This is a genomic window from Leisingera methylohalidivorans DSM 14336, from assembly GCF_000511355.1.
GTDB classification, from domain to species: domain Bacteria; phylum Pseudomonadota; class Alphaproteobacteria; order Rhodobacterales; family Rhodobacteraceae; genus Leisingera; species Leisingera methylohalidivorans.
Genome location: NC_023135.1, coordinates 759,782 through 775,522 on the forward strand (window position 1 = coordinate 759,782; position 15,741 = coordinate 775,522).

The 15,741-nt window shown below is 65.2% G+C and carries 11 protein-coding genes; 4 read left to right on the forward strand and 7 right to left on the reverse strand.

All coding sequences use genetic code 11. From position 1 onward, the window contains the following. The 5 genes from METH_RS03855 to xdhA all read right to left on the reverse strand — a co-directional run bounded on the left by METH_RS03855 (position 1) and on the right by xdhA (position 7,450). The gene (locus METH_RS03855) at positions 1 to 1,083 is read right to left on the reverse strand and encodes an ABC transporter permease (protein WP_024089100.1); all 1,083 of its coding nucleotides are present in this window, start codon (positions 1,081 to 1,083) and stop codon (positions 1 to 3) included. A 92-nt stretch (positions 1,084 to 1,175) separates the two neighbouring features. Beyond that, complete coding sequence (locus tag METH_RS03860) at positions 1,176 to 2,693, reverse strand: ABC transporter ATP-binding protein (RefSeq protein ID WP_024089101.1); 1,518 nt, start codon at positions 2,691 to 2,693, stop codon at positions 1,176 to 1,178. Beyond that, on the reverse strand, positions 2,690 to 3,637 hold the full coding sequence (gene xdhC / locus METH_RS03865; protein ID WP_024089102.1) for a xanthine dehydrogenase accessory protein XdhC: 948 nt from the start codon (positions 3,635 to 3,637) through the stop codon (positions 2,690 to 2,692). Before xdhC ends, METH_RS03860 begins: the two co-directional genes overlap by 4 nt. After that, positions 3,627 to 6,026 carry a xanthine dehydrogenase molybdopterin binding subunit gene (xdhB, locus tag METH_RS03870; protein ID WP_024089103.1) on the reverse strand — a complete coding sequence of 800 codons (2,400 nt, stop codon included), beginning with the start codon at positions 6,024 to 6,026 and terminating at the stop codon, positions 3,627 to 3,629. Before xdhB ends, xdhC begins: the two co-directional genes overlap by 11 nt. Further along, positions 6,023 to 7,450 (reverse strand): xanthine dehydrogenase small subunit, encoded by a 1,428-nt coding sequence (gene xdhA, locus METH_RS03875; RefSeq protein ID WP_024089104.1) that lies wholly within the window; start codon positions 7,448 to 7,450, stop codon positions 6,023 to 6,025. The genes xdhB and xdhA overlap by 4 nt, the downstream gene beginning before the upstream one ends. A gap of 360 nt (positions 7,451 to 7,810) precedes the next feature. On the opposite strand from xdhA, the gene dnaE reads away from it, so the two are divergent. Beyond that, complete coding sequence (gene dnaE, locus METH_RS03880) at positions 7,811 to 11,323, forward strand: DNA polymerase III subunit alpha (protein ID WP_024089105.1); 3,513 nt, start codon at positions 7,811 to 7,813, stop codon at positions 11,321 to 11,323. 60 nt (positions 11,324 to 11,383) lie between these two features. Here dnaE and METH_RS22520 read toward each other — a convergent pair whose 3' ends face one another. Continuing rightward, positions 11,384 to 11,821, reverse strand: a complete 438-nt coding sequence (locus METH_RS22520) for a nuclear transport factor 2 family protein (protein WP_052348660.1) — start codon at positions 11,819 to 11,821, stop codon at positions 11,384 to 11,386. 186 nt (positions 11,822 to 12,007) lie between these two features. Next, positions 12,008 to 12,202, reverse strand: a complete 195-nt coding sequence (locus METH_RS03890; RefSeq protein WP_024089107.1) for a SlyX family protein — start codon at positions 12,200 to 12,202, stop codon at positions 12,008 to 12,010. Positions 12,203 to 12,412: 210 nt separating this feature from the next. Here METH_RS03890 and hisS point away from each other — a divergent pair, with 210 nt between their 5' ends. From hisS to hisG, 3 genes are read left to right on the forward strand one after another with little or no spacing between them, the layout of a single operon-like run. Beyond that, a complete protein-coding gene (gene hisS / locus METH_RS03895) occupies positions 12,413 to 13,900 on the forward strand; it encodes a histidine--tRNA ligase (protein ID WP_024089108.1) in 1,488 nt (495 codons plus the stop codon). Positions 13,901 to 13,902: 2 nt separating this feature from the next. Next, a complete protein-coding gene (locus METH_RS03900) occupies positions 13,903 to 14,991 on the forward strand; it encodes an ATP phosphoribosyltransferase regulatory subunit (RefSeq protein ID WP_024089109.1) in 1,089 nt (362 codons plus the stop codon). After that, positions 14,988 to 15,686 (forward strand): ATP phosphoribosyltransferase, encoded by a 699-nt coding sequence (gene hisG, locus METH_RS03905; protein WP_024089110.1) that lies wholly within the window; start codon positions 14,988 to 14,990, stop codon positions 15,684 to 15,686. The genes METH_RS03900 and hisG overlap by 4 nt, the downstream gene beginning before the upstream one ends. Positions 15,687 to 15,741: the final 55 nt, after the last annotated feature.

The window sequence follows — 15,741 nt, forward strand, 5'->3', positions numbered from 1 at the left end:
TTACGCCACCTCCGGCTTGGGGATTGCGATGCGGAAATTGGTCAGCAGGTCAAAGGCCAGCAGGAAGAACAACAGCATCCCCTGGAACACCTGGATTGCGGCCGCGGGCAGCTGCAGGTTGGACTGCGCGATGTCGCCGCCAATATACGTCAGCGCCATCAGACCACCCGCCAGCAGGATGCCCACCGGATGCAGGCGGCCCAGAAAGGCGACGATGATGGCGGTAAAGCCATAGCCCACATTGAAATCGATGCTGACCTGGCCGGAGGGGCCGGAGACCTCGAACATGCCGGCAAGGCCCGCCAGCGCGCCGGAGGTGCCAAGGCAGAACAGCACCAGACGGGCCGGGTTCACGCCGGCGAATTTGGCGGCGCGCGGCGCCTCGCCGGTGAGCCGGATGTGATAGCCGGTCATATGGCGGTTCAGCAGCACATAGGCAAAGATCACCGCGATCAGCGCCGCCACCACGCCCCAGTGCATGCCGGTGCCGGCAATCAGCTCGGCATTATGGGCGCTGTCCCAGGCCTGCAGGTTGCGCGAGCCGGGAAAGCCGAAGCCCTCCGGGTTCTTCAACAGGCCCAGCGAGACCGAGGCAAGGAACTGTTCCGCCACATAGACCAGCATCAGCGAGACCAGGATTTCATTGGTGCCGAAACGGGTTTTCAGAATGGCCGGGATCATCGCCCAGAGCCAGCCGCCGAAGGCGCCGGCAATCACCATGATGGGGAAGATGTAAAAAGCCTCCAGCGGATAAAAGGCAAGGCCAGCCCCCGCGCCGAAGATGGCGCCCATGATGTACTGGCCTTCGGCGCCGATGTTCCAGACGCCGGCCCTGAAACCCAGCGACAGGCCGATGGCGATCAGCACCAGCGGCGCGCCTTTGACCAGCAGCTGCGGCCGGTAGTAGAACGAGAACTCGCCGAACAGCGGTTCCCAGAAAATGATGCGGATCGCCTCCACCGGCGGTTTGCCAAGCGCGGCGAACAGCAGCCCGCCGAATACCATCGTCGCCAGCACCGCCACCAGCGGCGTGGCCATCGACCACGCGCGGGACGGCTGCGGCCGTTTCTCAAGCCGGATCATGCAAGCGGCCCCCTGTTTCATCTTGCCAAAAATACTCCCGCCCGCTGCCCGGCAGGCGGCTTAGCCGCCGAGAGGGGAGGCGTCCCGCTGTCTCAGACATGCGCCACCTCCATGCCGTGGGCGCCGCCCATCATCAGGCCGATCTCGTCCACCGTCAGCCCCGCGGCCTCGCGCGGGGCGCTGAGGCGGCCTTCGTTCAACGCTGCAAAGCTGTCGGAGATTTCCATCAGCTCATCCAGATCCTGGCTGATGCAGATCACCGCAGCGCCCTTGGCCGCCAGATCCAGCAGCGACTGGCGGATGGCGGCGGCTGCGGCGGCATCGACGCCCCAGGTCGGCTGATTGACCACCAGCACCTCCGGGTCCTGCAGCACCTCGCGTCCGATCACGAATTTCTGCAGGTTGCCGCCGGACAGCGACCGCGCCGCATTGCCGGGCCCCGGCGTGCGGACGTCAAAGGCCTTGATGATGCGCTCGGCAAAATCCTTGGTTGCGGCCCAATCCAGAAACCCGTTCTTCTCCAGCCCCTCGCGCACCGATCCGGTCAGCATGGCGTTTTCGGTCAGGCTCATATCCGGGGCGGCGGCGTGGCCGAGCCGTTCTTCGGGGGCTGCCAGCACGCCCAGCTTGCGCCGGGCGGTGGGGCCAAGCCGGCCGATGGGTTGCCCATGCAGTTTCACCGCATCCGCGTCGGTCAGGGTCTCGCCGGACAACACCCCCAGCAGCTCATCCTGGCCGTTGCCGGCCACGCCGCCAATGCCGAGGATCTCGCCCTTGCGGACTTTCAGATGCACATTCTTCAGCGCGGTGCCAAAGGCCGAGGGGGCGGGAACCGAGAGGCCGGTAATGTCCATCGCCACACCGCCAAACTCGCGGCTGCCGCGTTCCGGGGTCTGCAGGGTGCTGCCGACCATCATTTCCGCCATGTCGCGGGCCGAGGTTTCGGCCGGGGTGCATTCGCCCACGTTCTTGCCCAGGCGGAGGATCGTGGCGTGGTCGCACAGCGTGCGGATTTCCTCCAGCTTGTGCGAGATATAGAGGATCGATGTGCCCTCGGACTGCAGTTTCCGCAGCGTCTTGAAAAGGATTTCCACCTCCTGCGGGGTCAGCACCGAGGTCGGTTCATCCATGATCAGCAGCTTCGGCTCCTGCAGCAGGCAGCGGATGATCTCGACCCTCTGGCGTTCACCGGCGGACAGATCGCCGACAGTGCGGAACGGGTCCAGCGGCAGCCCGTAGGTTTCCGACACCTCGCGGATCCGGGCGGCAAGGTCGCGCAATTCCGGCGGCTTCTCCATCCCCAATGCGATGTTCTCGGCCACGTTCAGCGCGTCGAACAGCGAGAAATGCTGGAACACCATGGCGATGCCGTCGGCGCGGGCGGCGCGCGGCTCGGCCGGGGCAAAGGGCGCCCCGCGCAGAAGCATCTGGCCGCTGTCGGGCTTCACCAGCCCGTAGATCATCTTGACCAGCGTCGATTTTCCGGCGCCGTTCTCGCCGAGCAGGGCATGCACCTGGCCCTCGCCGATATCAAAGGAAACGGTGTCATTGGCCACAACCCCGGGGTAGGCCTTGGTCAGGCCTTGCAGGCTCAACAGTGGTACGGTCACGCGCGCCGGTCCTTTCTCAGTTCATCTTCTGCACTCAGCCGCAGCAGCTGGGCCGCGACGCCGACCGCAATCATCTGCGGATGTTTACCAAGCTGCGGATCGCCGATCGGGCAGGTGATCCGTGATATCTGTTCCGGGCTGCGGCCCAGGGCGGCAAGGCGCGAGCGGAACCGCGCCCATTTGGTTTTCGAACCGATCAGCCCGGCAAAGGCAAAGCCCCGCCCCAACAGCGCGTGGCATAGCGCCAGATCCAGCGCATGGGAATAGGTCAGCACCAAATGCATAGCGTTTTCAGGCGCATGCGGCACCACAAGCGCAGGATCAGAAGCCGGAACCGTGGTGACGCCGGGCGGAACCAGCGCCGGGAACCGGTCCGCGGCGGTGTCGATCCAGGTGATTTCCAGATCCGGCAGCGGCGCCAGCACGCCGGCCAGCGCGCGGCCCACATGGCCCGCGCCCCAGATCCAGACTGGCTGAGCGGGCCTGTGCACCGGCTCGATCATCCAGCCCTCCGCCAGCTGAGGCTTGGGGGCAATGCCCTGGCTGCGGGCGGCAGCGAGGATGCGTTTCACCGGCATGGGGATGGACGGGGGCACCGGCGCCGGGCTGACCGGGCGGGCGATGATCTCCTCGTCCAGCGCGGCCAGATCAGCGGCGTGAAAAACTTCGCTCAGCAGGGTGACCGCACCGCCGCAGCATTGCCCCAGGCCCGGCCCCAGCGCATGGGTGCTGAGCGTTCTGGCAACCGCCTGCAGGCGGGCGGCCGCTGCGGCCTCAAACTCCAGGCTGCCGCCGCCGATGGTGCCGCTCTGGCCGCCGTCCCAGACCAGCATGGCGGTGCCGGGCTCGCGCGGGGAGGAGCCGCGGATGGCGGCAATCACCACCCGCACCACGCGGCCGTGGTCCTTGACCGCCTTACGCAGAGCTGCAACGTCAAATCCCATCACGCACTCTCCGGATGGCGCGCCAGACTTCCTCGGCGGTGGCAGGGGCATTCAGCGCCGGGTAATCCGTGCCAAAGGCAGAGACCGCATCGCTCAGCGCCAGCCATGCGGAAATGCCCAGCATGAAGGGCGGCTCCCCCACCGCCTTGGAACGGTAGATGGTGTCTTCGCGGTTCTTGCCGTCGTAGAGGGAGACGTTGAACACATCCGGCCGGTCGGAGCAGGCGGGGATCTTGTAGGTGGAGGGCGCATGGGTGCGCAGCCGCCCGGCATCATCCCAGACCAGTTCCTCGGTGGTGAGCCAGCCGGCGCCCTGCACATAGCCGCCTTCGATCTGGCCGATGTCGATGCCTGGGTTCAGCGAGGCGCCGGCGTCATGCAGGATGTCGCAGCGCAGGATGCGGTTCTCGCCGGTCAGCGCGTCCACGGCAACCTCGGTGATGGCAGCGCCATAGGCGAAGTAAAAGAACGGGCGGCCGCAGCCCCTGATCCGGTCCCATTCCACCTTGGGGGTTTTGTAAAAGCCGGTGGCGGACAGGCTGACGCGGTTTTCATAGGCCAGCTTGGCGGCTTCGGCAAAGCTCAGCACTTCGCTGCCGGCATGCACCTCGCCCTCGGCAAAACGGATGTCGCGGGTCTGGTAGCGTTCCGCCAGCAGATCCTCGATCCGGCGGCGGATCTCGTCGCAGGCGGCCTTGACCGCCATGCCGTTGAGGTCGGAGCCGGAGGAGGCCGCGGTGGCCGAGGTATTGGGCACTTTGGCGGTGTCGGTGGCGGTGATCTTGACCATTTCCAGCGGCACGCCAAAGCGGCTGGCGGCGACCTGGGCAACCTTCTGGAACAGGCCTTGGCCCATTTCGGTGCCGCCGTGGTTCATGTGGATCGAGCCGTCCTGATAAACATGCACCAGCGCGCCCGCCTGATTGAGGTGGGTGAGGGTGAAGGAGATGCCGAATTTCACCGGCGAGAAGGCGATGCCCTTCTTGATGTATTCATGGTCCCGGTTCCAGTCCCGGACCGCGGCGCGGCGCTGGGCGTAGTCCGCGCTTTCCACCAGCTGATCGGTCATCCCGTGCAGAATGAAATCCTCGACCGGCATGTGGTAGGGGGTGGTCTGCACGCCGGCAGGCGGCTCGGGCGGCGTTGCGGGCTGCGGCGGCGCCCCGCGCGAGGCGAGGTCGGCGGCGCCGTCGGCAGGCAGGCTGCGCTGGTCGCGGGGGGCGCCGGGGGCGGCCTCCGGGGTCTGCATCGGCGCGTAATAATTCAGGCGGCGCAGCTCCAGCGGGTCCAGCCCCAGGTCATGGGCGATATGGTCCATCACCCGCTCGATGCCGATCATCCCCTGCGGGCCGCCAAAGCCGCGGTAGGCGGTGGCGCTTTGCCGGTTGGTGCGCAGGCGGTGGCTCTCAATCCGGATATTGGGGATCAGATAGGCGTTGTCGGCGTGCAGCATGGCGCGGTCGGCCACCGGCAGCGACAGATCCTGCGCCCAGCCGCAATCGGCCAGATGCAGGAACTCGACCCCCAGCAGGCGGCCGTCGCCGTCGAAACCGGCCCGGTAGGAGATCCGGAAGGCGTGGCGCTTGCCGGTGATCACCATGTCGTCGTCGCGGTCATAGCGCATCTTGCAAGGGCGCCCGGTGAGGCGCGCGGCGACGGCGCAGGCGACGGCCAGCGCGTTGCCCTGGCTTTCCTTGCCGCCAAAGCCGCCGCCCATGCGGCGGGTCTCGACCCTGACACTGTGCATCGGCAGGCCGATGGCGTCGGCGACCTTGTGCTGGATTTCGGTCGGGTGCTGGGTGGAGGAATGCACATGCATGCCGCCATCCTCCTGCGGCAGCGCCAGCGCCGCCTGGCCTTCGAGATAGAAATGCTCCTGGCCGCCCAGCTCAAAGCTGCCCTCGACGCTGTGCGGCGCGGCATCGATGGCGGCAGCGGCATCGCCTTTGTGATAGATCCGCGGGCCTTCCTCAAACCGGCTGTCGGCGGCAAGGGCCGCGTCCAGTGTCAGCAGGGCGGGTTCCGCAGTGTAATCCACCCGGCCCTTGCGGGCGGCGATGCGGGCATTGCGGTGGCTGTCTGCGACCACCATAAACACCGGCTGGCCGACATAGTTGACGGTGCCCGCAGCCAGCAGCGGCTCGTCATGGATCGAAGGGGAGACGTCGTTGGAAAACGGCAGCCCCTTGGCGGTCAGCACCGCGGCCACGCCGGGGCTGCGCTGCACATCCGTCAGGGACATGCCGGTGATATGGCCGCGGGCGATGGGCGAGGTGCCGAAGGCCAGATGCAGGGTGCCGGCGGGCGAGGGGATATCGTCCACATAGCGCGCGGCGCCGGTCACATGCAGATGCGCCGCGTCATGGGGGAGGGGCTTTGTGACAGTCATGGCCGCACCTCCAGCACCGAGACGGCCGCGCCGTTCATTTCGGCGAAATAGCGGGAGAGCATATTGCGCGCGGTTTCCAGCCGGTATCCGGCGGAGGCGCGCATGTCGCTCATCGGGGTGAAATCCTGGCCGAAGGCGGCAGCGGCCGATTGAACCGCGGCGCCGGTCCAGGGTTGGCCAATGAGGGCGGCTTCCGCATGGGCGGCGCGTTTCGGGATGCCTGCCATGCCGCCGAAGGCGATGCGGGCGGCTGTCACGGTGCCGTCTTCGACGGTGATATTAAAAGCGCCCAGCACGGCGGAAATGTCCTGATCGAACCGTTTCGACAGCTTGTAGACCCGAAGCGCGCCGGGCTGGCGGTGGAAGCTGACGGCCTCCACAAATTCACCCGGCTGACGGTCCTGTTTGCCGTAATCGAGGAAGAAATCCTCCAGCGGCAGCTCGCGGCGGGCCGCGCCCTTGCGCAAATGCAGGGTGGCATCCAGCGCGATCAGCGCGGGCGGGGTATCGCCGATGGGGGAGCCATTGGCGATATTGCCGCCGACGGTGGCGGCGCCGCGCACCTGCTGCGACGCGAAACGGCGCAGCATTTCGGCAAAGGAGGGGTGCAGCGGTTCCATTGCAGCGCGCAGGGCGTTCATGTCTGCCATGGCGCCGATACGGACGGCGGCGTCCGTGACCTCGATCTCTTTCAGGTCTGTGCAGCCGTCAAGGAAGATCATCTGCGGCAGATGGCGGAGATCCTTGGTGACCCAGAGGCCGACGTCGGTGGCGCCGGCCACAAGGGTGGCGTCCGGGTTGGCGCTGTAGAGGTCTGCCAGTTCGTCTGCGGAGGCCGGGAGCAGCAGCGGGGGCGCTGCCGCAGGTTTGCCGGACGGGGGCTCCGCCCGCTGGCCTGCGGCCTCCCCCCGGAGTGTTTCGGGAAAAGTGAATGAGGTTTCATCCGCGATCCAGTCCGGGACCGGAGCGCTGCTGGCGGCTTCGGCGGCGCGGATGATCGGGGCGTAGCCGGTGCAGCGGCAGAGGTTGCCGGCCAGCTGGTCGTCAAAATCGGTGGCGCCGTTGGTGTGGGCGGTCACCATCGACATGATGAAGCCGGGGGTGCAAAAGCCGCATTGGCTGCCGTGATGGTCCACCATCGCCTGCTGCACGGGATGCAGGCTGCCGCCGGGGCCTGCCGCGCCTTCGACGGTGCGGATGGATTTGCCATGCAGTTGCGGCAGGAACAGGATGCAGGCGTTCAGCGCCTTTGATCCGCGTTTATCGGTGACCATGACGGTGCAGGCGCCGCAATCGCCTTCGTTGCAGCCTTCTTTAGTGCCGGTGAGACCCTTTACGTCGCGCAGCCAGTCCAGCAGCGTGGACGATGGGTCTGCGTTTTCGATCAGAACGTCGTCACCATTCAGACGAAAGGTGAGTGCCATCTTCCCGAGACCCGCCGCGTTACCCCGTTGACCCGATGTGCCTTCCCTCGATGCGGCGTAGAAGGAGAGGCGGGCAGATTATTGCTTGCTGACACCAGCCTAGGGAGCAGCCCCTTGTCAAAGCAAGAAAAACCGCCGCCGCACCGCAGTATTTGTCAGCGCAAGAAAATTGCGGCGGCCGCGGGCAGGGCGCTCATTTTATTGTGTTTTAGCTGCGCCCTTCAAAGCACCCGCTGCTCTGCCGGAGAAAGAGTTTCAACAAAATGGATAAAATGCGGGAGCCACCATGACGGTTTTTAAGGGTGGTGGACGCGCAGTTCCCCCTTTTACCGCGTCGCGGCAATAAGATAGCGTGGCGGCATGACAAGCTCTCCCCGATTCATTCACCTGCGCACCCATACCGAATACTCCTTGCTGGAAGGGGCCTTGCGGCTGAAAAAGCTGCCGGACCTGTGCAAGAAACACGGCATGCCCGCGATCGCGGTGACCGATACCAATGCCATGTTCTCGGCGCTGGAGTTTTCGGTGACGCTGTCCGGTGCAGGCATTCAGCCGATTTTGGGCTGCCAGGTCGATCTGACCTTTCAGGAGGCAGAGCCGGGCGGCAAGCCGAAGCTGCCGGCGCCCCTGGTGCTGCTGGCGCAGAGCGAAGCGGGCTATGAGGGGCTGATGCGGCTGTCGTCCTGCCTTTATGTGGACAAGGGCGGGCAGCTGCCGCAGGTCACCTTGGACGATCTGGAGGCAAACAGCGCCGGGCTGATCTGCCTTTCCGGCGGGCCGGACGGACCGGTGGGGAAACTGCTTCAGCAGGGCCAGCGGCCGGCGGCGCAGGCGCTGATGCAGCAGCTGAAGCGGATCTTTCCGGACCGGCTGTATGTGGAGCTGCAGCGCCACCCGGGCGAACACGGCCAGCCGGAGGCCGAGAAGCTGACCGAGCGCGGCCATGTGGAGATGGCCTATGCGATGGAGCTGCCGCTGGTTGCGACCAACGACGTCTATTTCCCCAACACCGAGATGTTTGAGGCCCATGATGCGATGATCTGCATCGCCGAGGGCGCCTATGTCGACCAGTCGGAACCGCGCCGCCGCCTGACCGCGCAGCATTACTTCAAAAGCCAGGAGGAAATGGTTGCGCTGTTTGCCGACCTGCCCGAGGCGGTTGAAAATACGGTGGAAATCGCCAAGCGCTGCGCGTTCAAGGCCTATTTGCGGGATCCGATCCTGCCCAAATTCGCCGATGACGAGGTGTCTGAACTGCGCCGCATCGCCAATGAGGGCCTGCAGAAACGGCTGGCGGTGATCCCCCATGCGGTAAGCCCGGAGGAATACCAGGCACGGCTGGATTTTGAGCTGGGCATCATCGAAGGCATGGGCTTCCCCGGCTATTTCCTGATCGTTGCGGACTTTATCCAATGGGGCAAGGACCAGGGCATCCCGGTGGGGCCGGGGCGGGGGTCTGGCGCGGGGTCTTTGGTGGCTTATGCGCTGACCATTACCGACCTTGACCCGCTGCGCTATTCGCTGCTGTTCGAACGGTTCCTGAACCCGGAGCGGGTGTCGATGCCCGACTTCGACATCGATTTCTGCATGGACCGCCGCGAAGAGGTGATCCGTTATGTGCAGCAGAAATACGGCCGCGACAAAGTCGGGCAGATCATCACCTTCGGTGCGCTCTTGTCCAAGGCGGCGGTGCGCGACATCGGGCGGGTTCTGCAAATGCCCTATGGCCAGGTGGACCGCCTCAGCAAGATGATCCCGGTGGAAGGGGTGAAGCCGGTTTCCATCGAAAAGGCGCTGGTGGATGAGCCGCGGCTGAAGGAAGAGGCCCGCAATGAGCCGGTGGTCGACCGGCTGCTGACCTATGGCCAGCAGGTGGAGGGGCTGCTGCGCAACGCCTCGACCCACGCCGCCGGCGTGGTGATCGGCGACCGGCCTCTGGATGCGCTGGTGCCGCTCTATCAGGATCCGCGATCCGACATGCCGGCCACTCAGTTCAACATGAAATGGGTGGAGCAGGCGGGGCTGGTGAAGTTCGACTTCCTCGGTCTGAAAACCCTGACCGTCATTCAGAACGCGGTGGACCTGATCAAGCAGTCGGGCCGCGATCTGCATATCAGCGAGGACGGCACGCAATTGTACGAGCCGCCCGAGGGCGCGGTGAATGAGATCAACGCCATCCCGCTGGACGACAAGGCCACCTATGACCTTTACTCGCGGGCCAAGACGGTGGCGGTGTTCCAGGTGGAATCCACCGGCATGATGGATGCGCTGAAGCGCATGAAGCCGACCTGTATCGAGGACATCGTGGCGCTGGTGGCGCTGTACCGGCCCGGCCCGATGGAGAACATCCCGACCTATTGCGAGGTGAAGAACGGCCTCAAGAAGATCCAGTCGGTGCATCCGCTGATCGACCATATCCTGGAGGAAACCCAAGGCATCATCGTCTATCAGGAACAGGTGATGCAGATTGCCCAGGTGATGGCCGGCTACAGCCTGGGCGGCGCCGACCTGCTGCGCCGGGCGATGGGCAAGAAGATCAAGGAGGCAATGGACGCCGAGCGCCCGAAGTTTGAAAAGGGCGCGGCGGAAAACGGGGTGCCTGCCAAGAAGGCCTCGGAGGTCTTCGACCTGCTGGAGAAATTCGCCAACTACGGTTTCAACAAATCGCACGCGGCGGCCTATGCGGTGGTCAGCTATCAGACCGGCTGGCTGAAGGCGAACCATCCGGTGGAGTTCATGGGCGGCGTCATGAACTGCGATATCCATCTGACCGACAAGCTGGCGATCTACTTCGAAGAGGTGAAAAAGGGGCTGGGGCTGAAATACGTGCCGCCCTGCGTCAACCGGTCGATGGCGACCTTCAACGTGGTCAATGGCGAGCTGGTCTATGCGCTGGGCGCGCTGAAGAACGTCGGTGTCGACGTGATGCGGCTGGTCACCGAGGCGCGCAATGAGGGCGGGCATGAGCGGGTTTTCGTGAACCTGTTCGATTTTGCCCGCCGGGTGAATTTGAAGCGCGTCGGCAAGCGGCCGTTGGAGATGATGGCGCGGGCCGGGGCGTTTGATCAGCTGGACCCCAACCGCCGCCGGGTGTTTGAGAGCCTGGAGGCGCTGGTCAGCTACTCTGCCGCGATCCATGACCAGAAGAACTCAAGCCAGGTGTCGCTGTTCGGCGAGGCGGGCGATGATCTGCCCGAACCGCGGCTGCCCTCGGTGCCGGACTGGCTGCCGGCCGAGCGGCTGAGCGAGGAATTCAAGGCGATCGGCTTTTACCTGTCGGGCCATCCGCTGGACGACTACATGCCCGCGCTGAAGCGCAAGGACGTGCTGACGCTGGACGAGGTCACCGCCAAGGCCGAACGCGGGCCGTTCATGGCCAAGATGGCGGGCGTGGTGGCCGGGCGGCAGGAGCGCAAATCAGCCCGCGGCAACCGGTTTGCCTTTGCCCAGCTGTCGGATCCGTCCGGTGCCTTTGAGGTGACGCTGTTTTCCGAAGTGCTGGAGAAGTCCCGCGAATTTCTGGAGACCGGCGCCAAGGTGGTGATCACCGCCGAGGCAACAATGGAGAGCGACCAGCTGAAGCTGCTGGTGCGCTCGGTCGGGCCGGTCGACAGCGCGATTGCTGATGCGGGGCGCAGCAGTTTGCGGGTTTATCTGAGCGAAGCCGCCGCGGTCGGCACCGTGGCGCAGGTGCTGGAAGACGCCAAATCCGCGGCCCGCAATGCCTCGCGCGGCGAAATCTATATGTATCTGCAGGACCCGGGCCTGCCCGGCGATGTGGAGATGGATCTGGGCCAGCCGTTCCCGATCAACCCGCAGATCAAGGGCGCGCTGAAGTCGCTGGACGGGGTGCTGGACGTCGAGGAGATTTGAGGGCGGGCGGCAGCGGTCGCCCTCAGGTCTTGCTTTCCGGCAAACGCGCTTCCCGGCAGGTTATTTCCAGACCAGCTCCGCACCGCTGAGGCAGACGGGCAGGGTGTCGGGCGGCATTTGGCCCAGACCCTCGAACAGCTTGATGTAGTTCAGGCTGGAATGGATCGCGGAAATCTTGCCGTCTTCGACCTTGAAAATCATCTGACCGTCGAAATCGAAGGGCGGGCGATACGGGTGGTTGGCGACATGCACGTCAAAACAGGTGATGACCCAAGGCCCGGCCTCTTCGAACACGCGAAAGGTGAACTCCGGCGCGCCGCCCAGCAAGGCCTTCATCGTGCTGACGAAATCGGCGGCGATGAACTGCTTGCCCATCAGGTTGGACACCGGGCCGGTGGCCTCGGTTCCGTCTGAAAACATGTCCTGAAGAATGGTATCGTTGTCGCGATACCAGACCTCTTCATACCAAAAGCGTACCAGCTCTGCGTTACTTGTCACTGCAGCCGTCCTATTCCGTGCATTTTTCGAACGAATATATTCGGGCACAACCTTACGCCAAGGCCAATTCCCCTCCAGCGTGCATTACCCTGCGGCAATTGCACGAGTTTTTTCTGCGCGCGCGGCGATAATCGCGGGCCCGGTAATCGCGATCGCGCGCACACCCGAACGGACCCCGTCCGGGCTTCAGTAATGCGGCGGGCGTTCGTCGCCGAAGACCGCGCCGCCGGTGCTGTCCTGCTCGCGGGTGGCCTCGCGCTGCATCAGCATGGCGACGCGGCGGGTCAGAGTGTCGATCTCCTGCTGCTGGCGGGCGATCACGTCGCTCATCTCCTCCACGCTGCGGGTCAGATGGGCGATTTGCTCTTCCAGATGCTGCATGGGGTGTCTCCTAGGTTCTGGCCTGCCTGATACAGAAGCTAACGCAGATTGCAAGGAAACGCCCGTCCCGCGCCCCTCGGGGCAAGCGCTGCCCTGCGGGCTTTGTTTTCCCTCTTGCGTCACTCCGCGCCGCGGCTCCTTCTTGCTGTTGCGGCCTGCTTCCGCTAGACCGCCGGGCGAGTGAAACCGCTACCCGTGAGGAGGCCTCAGATGGCCAAAGTGAAGAAACAGCCCCGCCCCAAGGCGCAAACGCCCAAGGGGTTCCGTGACTATTTCGGTGCGGAGGTGACCCAGCGCAGCGAGATGCTGCGGGCCATCGCGGGTGTGTATCATCATTACGGCTTCGAGGCGCTGGAGTCGGCGGCGGTGGAAACCGTCGAGGCGCTGGGCAAGTTCCTGCCCGATGTCGACCGCCCCAATGAGGGCGTGTTTGCCTGGCAGGAGTCCGAGGACGACGGGAACGGCGACTGGATGGCGCTGCGTTATGACCTGACCGCGCCTTTGGCGCGGGTCTATGCCCAGCACCGCAATGTTCTGCCGACGCCCTACCGCCGCTATGCGATGGGGCCGGTCTGGCGCAATGAAAAACCGGGGCCGGGCCGCTTCCGCCAGTTTTATCAGTGTGATGCGGATACCGTGGGCACCGCCTCGATGGCGGCTGACGCCGAAATCTGCGCGATGCTGTCGGACACGCTGGAGACCGTTGGCATTCCGCGCGGCGACTATCTGGTGCGGGTCAACAACCGCAAGGTTCTGAACGGCGTGCTGGAGGTCATGGGCCTTGGCGCCGATGATGCCAAGCGCGACGACGTGCTGCGCACCATCGACAAGTTCGACAAGGTGGGCGAAGCGGGCGTGCGCGAGCTTTTGACCAAGGGGCGGCTGGATGCCTCCGGCGCCTATATCGACGGGGTGGGCCTCAGCGACGATCAGGCCGCGCCGGTGCTGGCATTCCTGACCTCCAAGGCGGCGGAGGCGGCGGGCACCATTGCCAATCTGCGCGCTGCGGTGGGCGACAGTGCGGTCGGCCAGGAGGGCATCGCCGAGCTGGAGCAGATCGGCGAACTGCTGACTGCGGGCGGCTATGGCAAGGACCGGATCGAGATCGACCCGTCGGTGGTGCGCGGGCTTGGCTATTACACCGGGCCGGTGTTCGAGGCGGAGCTGACCTTTGAGATCCTGGATGAGAAGGGCCGCAAGCGGCAGTTCGGCTCGGTCGCGGGCGGCGGGCGCTATGACGGTCTGGTGAAACGCTTCACCGGGCAGGAGGTGCCTGCGGTGGGGGTGTCGATCGGCGTCGACCGTCTGCTGGCGGCGCTGCATGCCAAGGGGCGGCTGACCGCCGAGGCGGCCGGCCCTGTGGTGGTCACGGTGATGGACCGCGCCCGGATGGCGGATTACCAGGCGATGGTGGCGGAGCTGCGCAATGCGGGCATCCGGGCCGAGGTTTACCTGGGCAATCCCAAGAACTTTGGCAACCAGCTGAAATATGCGGATAAGCGGAATTCGCCGGTGGCGGTGATCGAAGGCGGCGACGAGAAGGCGGGCGGTGTGGTGCAGATCAAGGACCTGATCCTGGGCGCCAGAATTGCCGAAAGCGCCACATTGGAAGAATGGAAAGAACGCCCCAGCCAGTTTGAAGTGCCGCGCACCGAACTGGTCGCCAAGGTGCGTGAAATCCTGGACGGGCAGGGCTGATCATGGCTGCGCAATCGCAAATTCAGGCCCGCGCCGCACAGCTGCGGGTCCGCTTTGAAGCCGCAGGCGCGCAGGTGGTGGATACACCGCTGCTGCAGCCGGCCGGCACGTTGCTGGATCTTTACGGCGAGGACATCCGGGCGCGTGCCTATGTGACCTCAGATGCGCTGCACGGCGAGCAGATGCTGCGCCCGGATTTCACCGTGCCGGTGGTGGAGGCGCATATGCGTCACGGCGCCGAGCCTGCGCGCTATACCTATTCCGGCGAAGTGTTCCGGCGGCAGGAGATCGACCCGGACCGGCCCAATGAATATCTGCAGGTCGGATACGAGGTGTTTGAGCGCAATGATGCAGCGGCGGCGGATGCCGAGGTGTTTGCGCTGTTTGCGCTGCAGGTGCGCGGGCTGCCCCTGCGGGCGGCAACCGGCGATATCGGCATTCTGATGGCCGCCGTGCAAGGGCTGAACACCACGGAGAAGCGCAAGGCGGCGCTGATGCGCCATATCTGGCGGCCGCGCCGGTTCCGGGCTTTGCTGGACCGGTTTGCAGGCCGGGTGCCGGTGCCGGAGAGCCGCCGGAAGCTGCTGGAAACCGAGGGCGACCTGACCGGCTCGGCGGTGGAACTGGGCAAACGCCGTGCCGCCGAGGTGCAGGCGCGGGTGGAGGCGCTGCGCGAGGATGCCAAATCGCCGCCGATTGCCGAGCATGAGCTGCTGGCGCTGGAGGCGCTGATGGCGGTGCGGGAAACGGTGCATTTTGCCACCGAACAGATGCGCGACATTGCGGTGGATCTGCCGCAGATCAACCCGGCGCTGGACCGGCTCGATGCACGCACCGCGGCGATGAGGGCGCGCGGTGTGGATGTCGAGAACCTTGATTTCGAGGCCTCCTACGGGCGCACGTCGATGGAATATTATGATGGGTTTGTGTTCGGCTTCTATGCCGAGGCGCGTCCGGATCTGCCGCCGATCGCCAGCGGCGGGCGTTATGATGCGCTGACCCGGCGGCTGGGGGACGGCGCGGAGATCCCGGCGGTGGGCGGTGTGCTGCGCCCCGATTTGATGCTGCAGCTTGAGGAGGCCCGCGGATGAGTCTGAAGCTGGGGGTGCCGTCCAAGGGGCGGCTGATGGAAAAGACCTTTGACTGGTTTGCCAAACGCGGCGTGACGCTGTCGCGCACGGGCTCCGACCGGGAATATGCCGGTGCGGTCGAGGGGGTTGCGAACATGGAGCTGGTGCTGCTGTCGGCGGGGGAAATCCCGCGAGAGCTGGCGGCAGGGCGGATCCATCTGGGCGTCACCGGCACCGATCTGGTGCAGGAGAAGCTGCCGCGGTTCGAACAGCAGGTTGAAAGCCTGGCCAAACTGGGCTTCGGCCATGCCGACCTGATCCTGGCAGTGCCGCAGTTCTGGCTTGATGTGGACACGCTGGACGATTTGGATGCGGCGGCTTCGGCCTTCCGCGCACAGCACGGTCACCGTTTGCGGATTGCCACCAAATACCACCGGCTGGTGCGGGAATTCCTGACCGATGCCGGGGTTGCGGATTACCAGCTGGTGGACAGCCAGGGGGCAACCGAAGGCACGGTGAAGAACGAGACCGCCGAGATGGTGGCCGACATCACCTCGACCGGCGAGACGCTGCGGGCCAACCACCTGAAGCTGCTGGCAGACGGGCTGGTGCTGAAATCCCAGGCGACGCTGTGGCGCAGCCGGGTGGCGAAATACCGGCCGGACGAGAAGGCGGCGCTGAACACGCTGCTGGATCTGATGGAAGGCCGCAAGTAGGCGCCTGACCGCCGGTTCTCCGGAGCAAGAGCTTTCCGGGCGTCCTTTTCGGGGC

Excerpts from the sequence above, each read along its gene's own strand:
- METH_RS03855 (WP_024089100.1), bottom strand. The coding sequence starts at position 1,083 with ATGATCCGGCTTGAGAAACGGCCGCAGCCGTCCCGCGCGTGGTCGATG.
- xdhC (WP_024089102.1), bottom strand. The coding sequence starts at position 3,637 with ATGGGATTTGACGTTGCAGCTCTGCGTAAGGCGGTCAAGGACCACGGC.
- xdhB (WP_024089103.1), bottom strand. The coding sequence starts at position 6,026 with ATGACTGTCACAAAGCCCCTCCCCCATGACGCGGCGCATCTGCATGTG.
- xdhA (WP_024089104.1), bottom strand. The coding sequence starts at position 7,450 with ATGGCACTCACCTTTCGTCTGAATGGTGACGACGTTCTGATCGAAAAC.
- dnaE (WP_024089105.1), top strand. The coding sequence starts at position 7,811 with ATGACAAGCTCTCCCCGATTCATTCACCTGCGCACCCATACCGAATAC.
- METH_RS03890 (WP_024089107.1), bottom strand. The coding sequence starts at position 12,202 with ATGCAGCATCTGGAAGAGCAAATCGCCCATCTGACCCGCAGCGTGGAG.
- hisS (WP_024089108.1), top strand. The coding sequence starts at position 12,413 with ATGGCCAAAGTGAAGAAACAGCCCCGCCCCAAGGCGCAAACGCCCAAG.
- METH_RS03900 (WP_024089109.1), top strand. The coding sequence starts at position 13,903 with ATGGCTGCGCAATCGCAAATTCAGGCCCGCGCCGCACAGCTGCGGGTC.
- hisG (WP_024089110.1), top strand. The coding sequence starts at position 14,988 with ATGAGTCTGAAGCTGGGGGTGCCGTCCAAGGGGCGGCTGATGGAAAAG.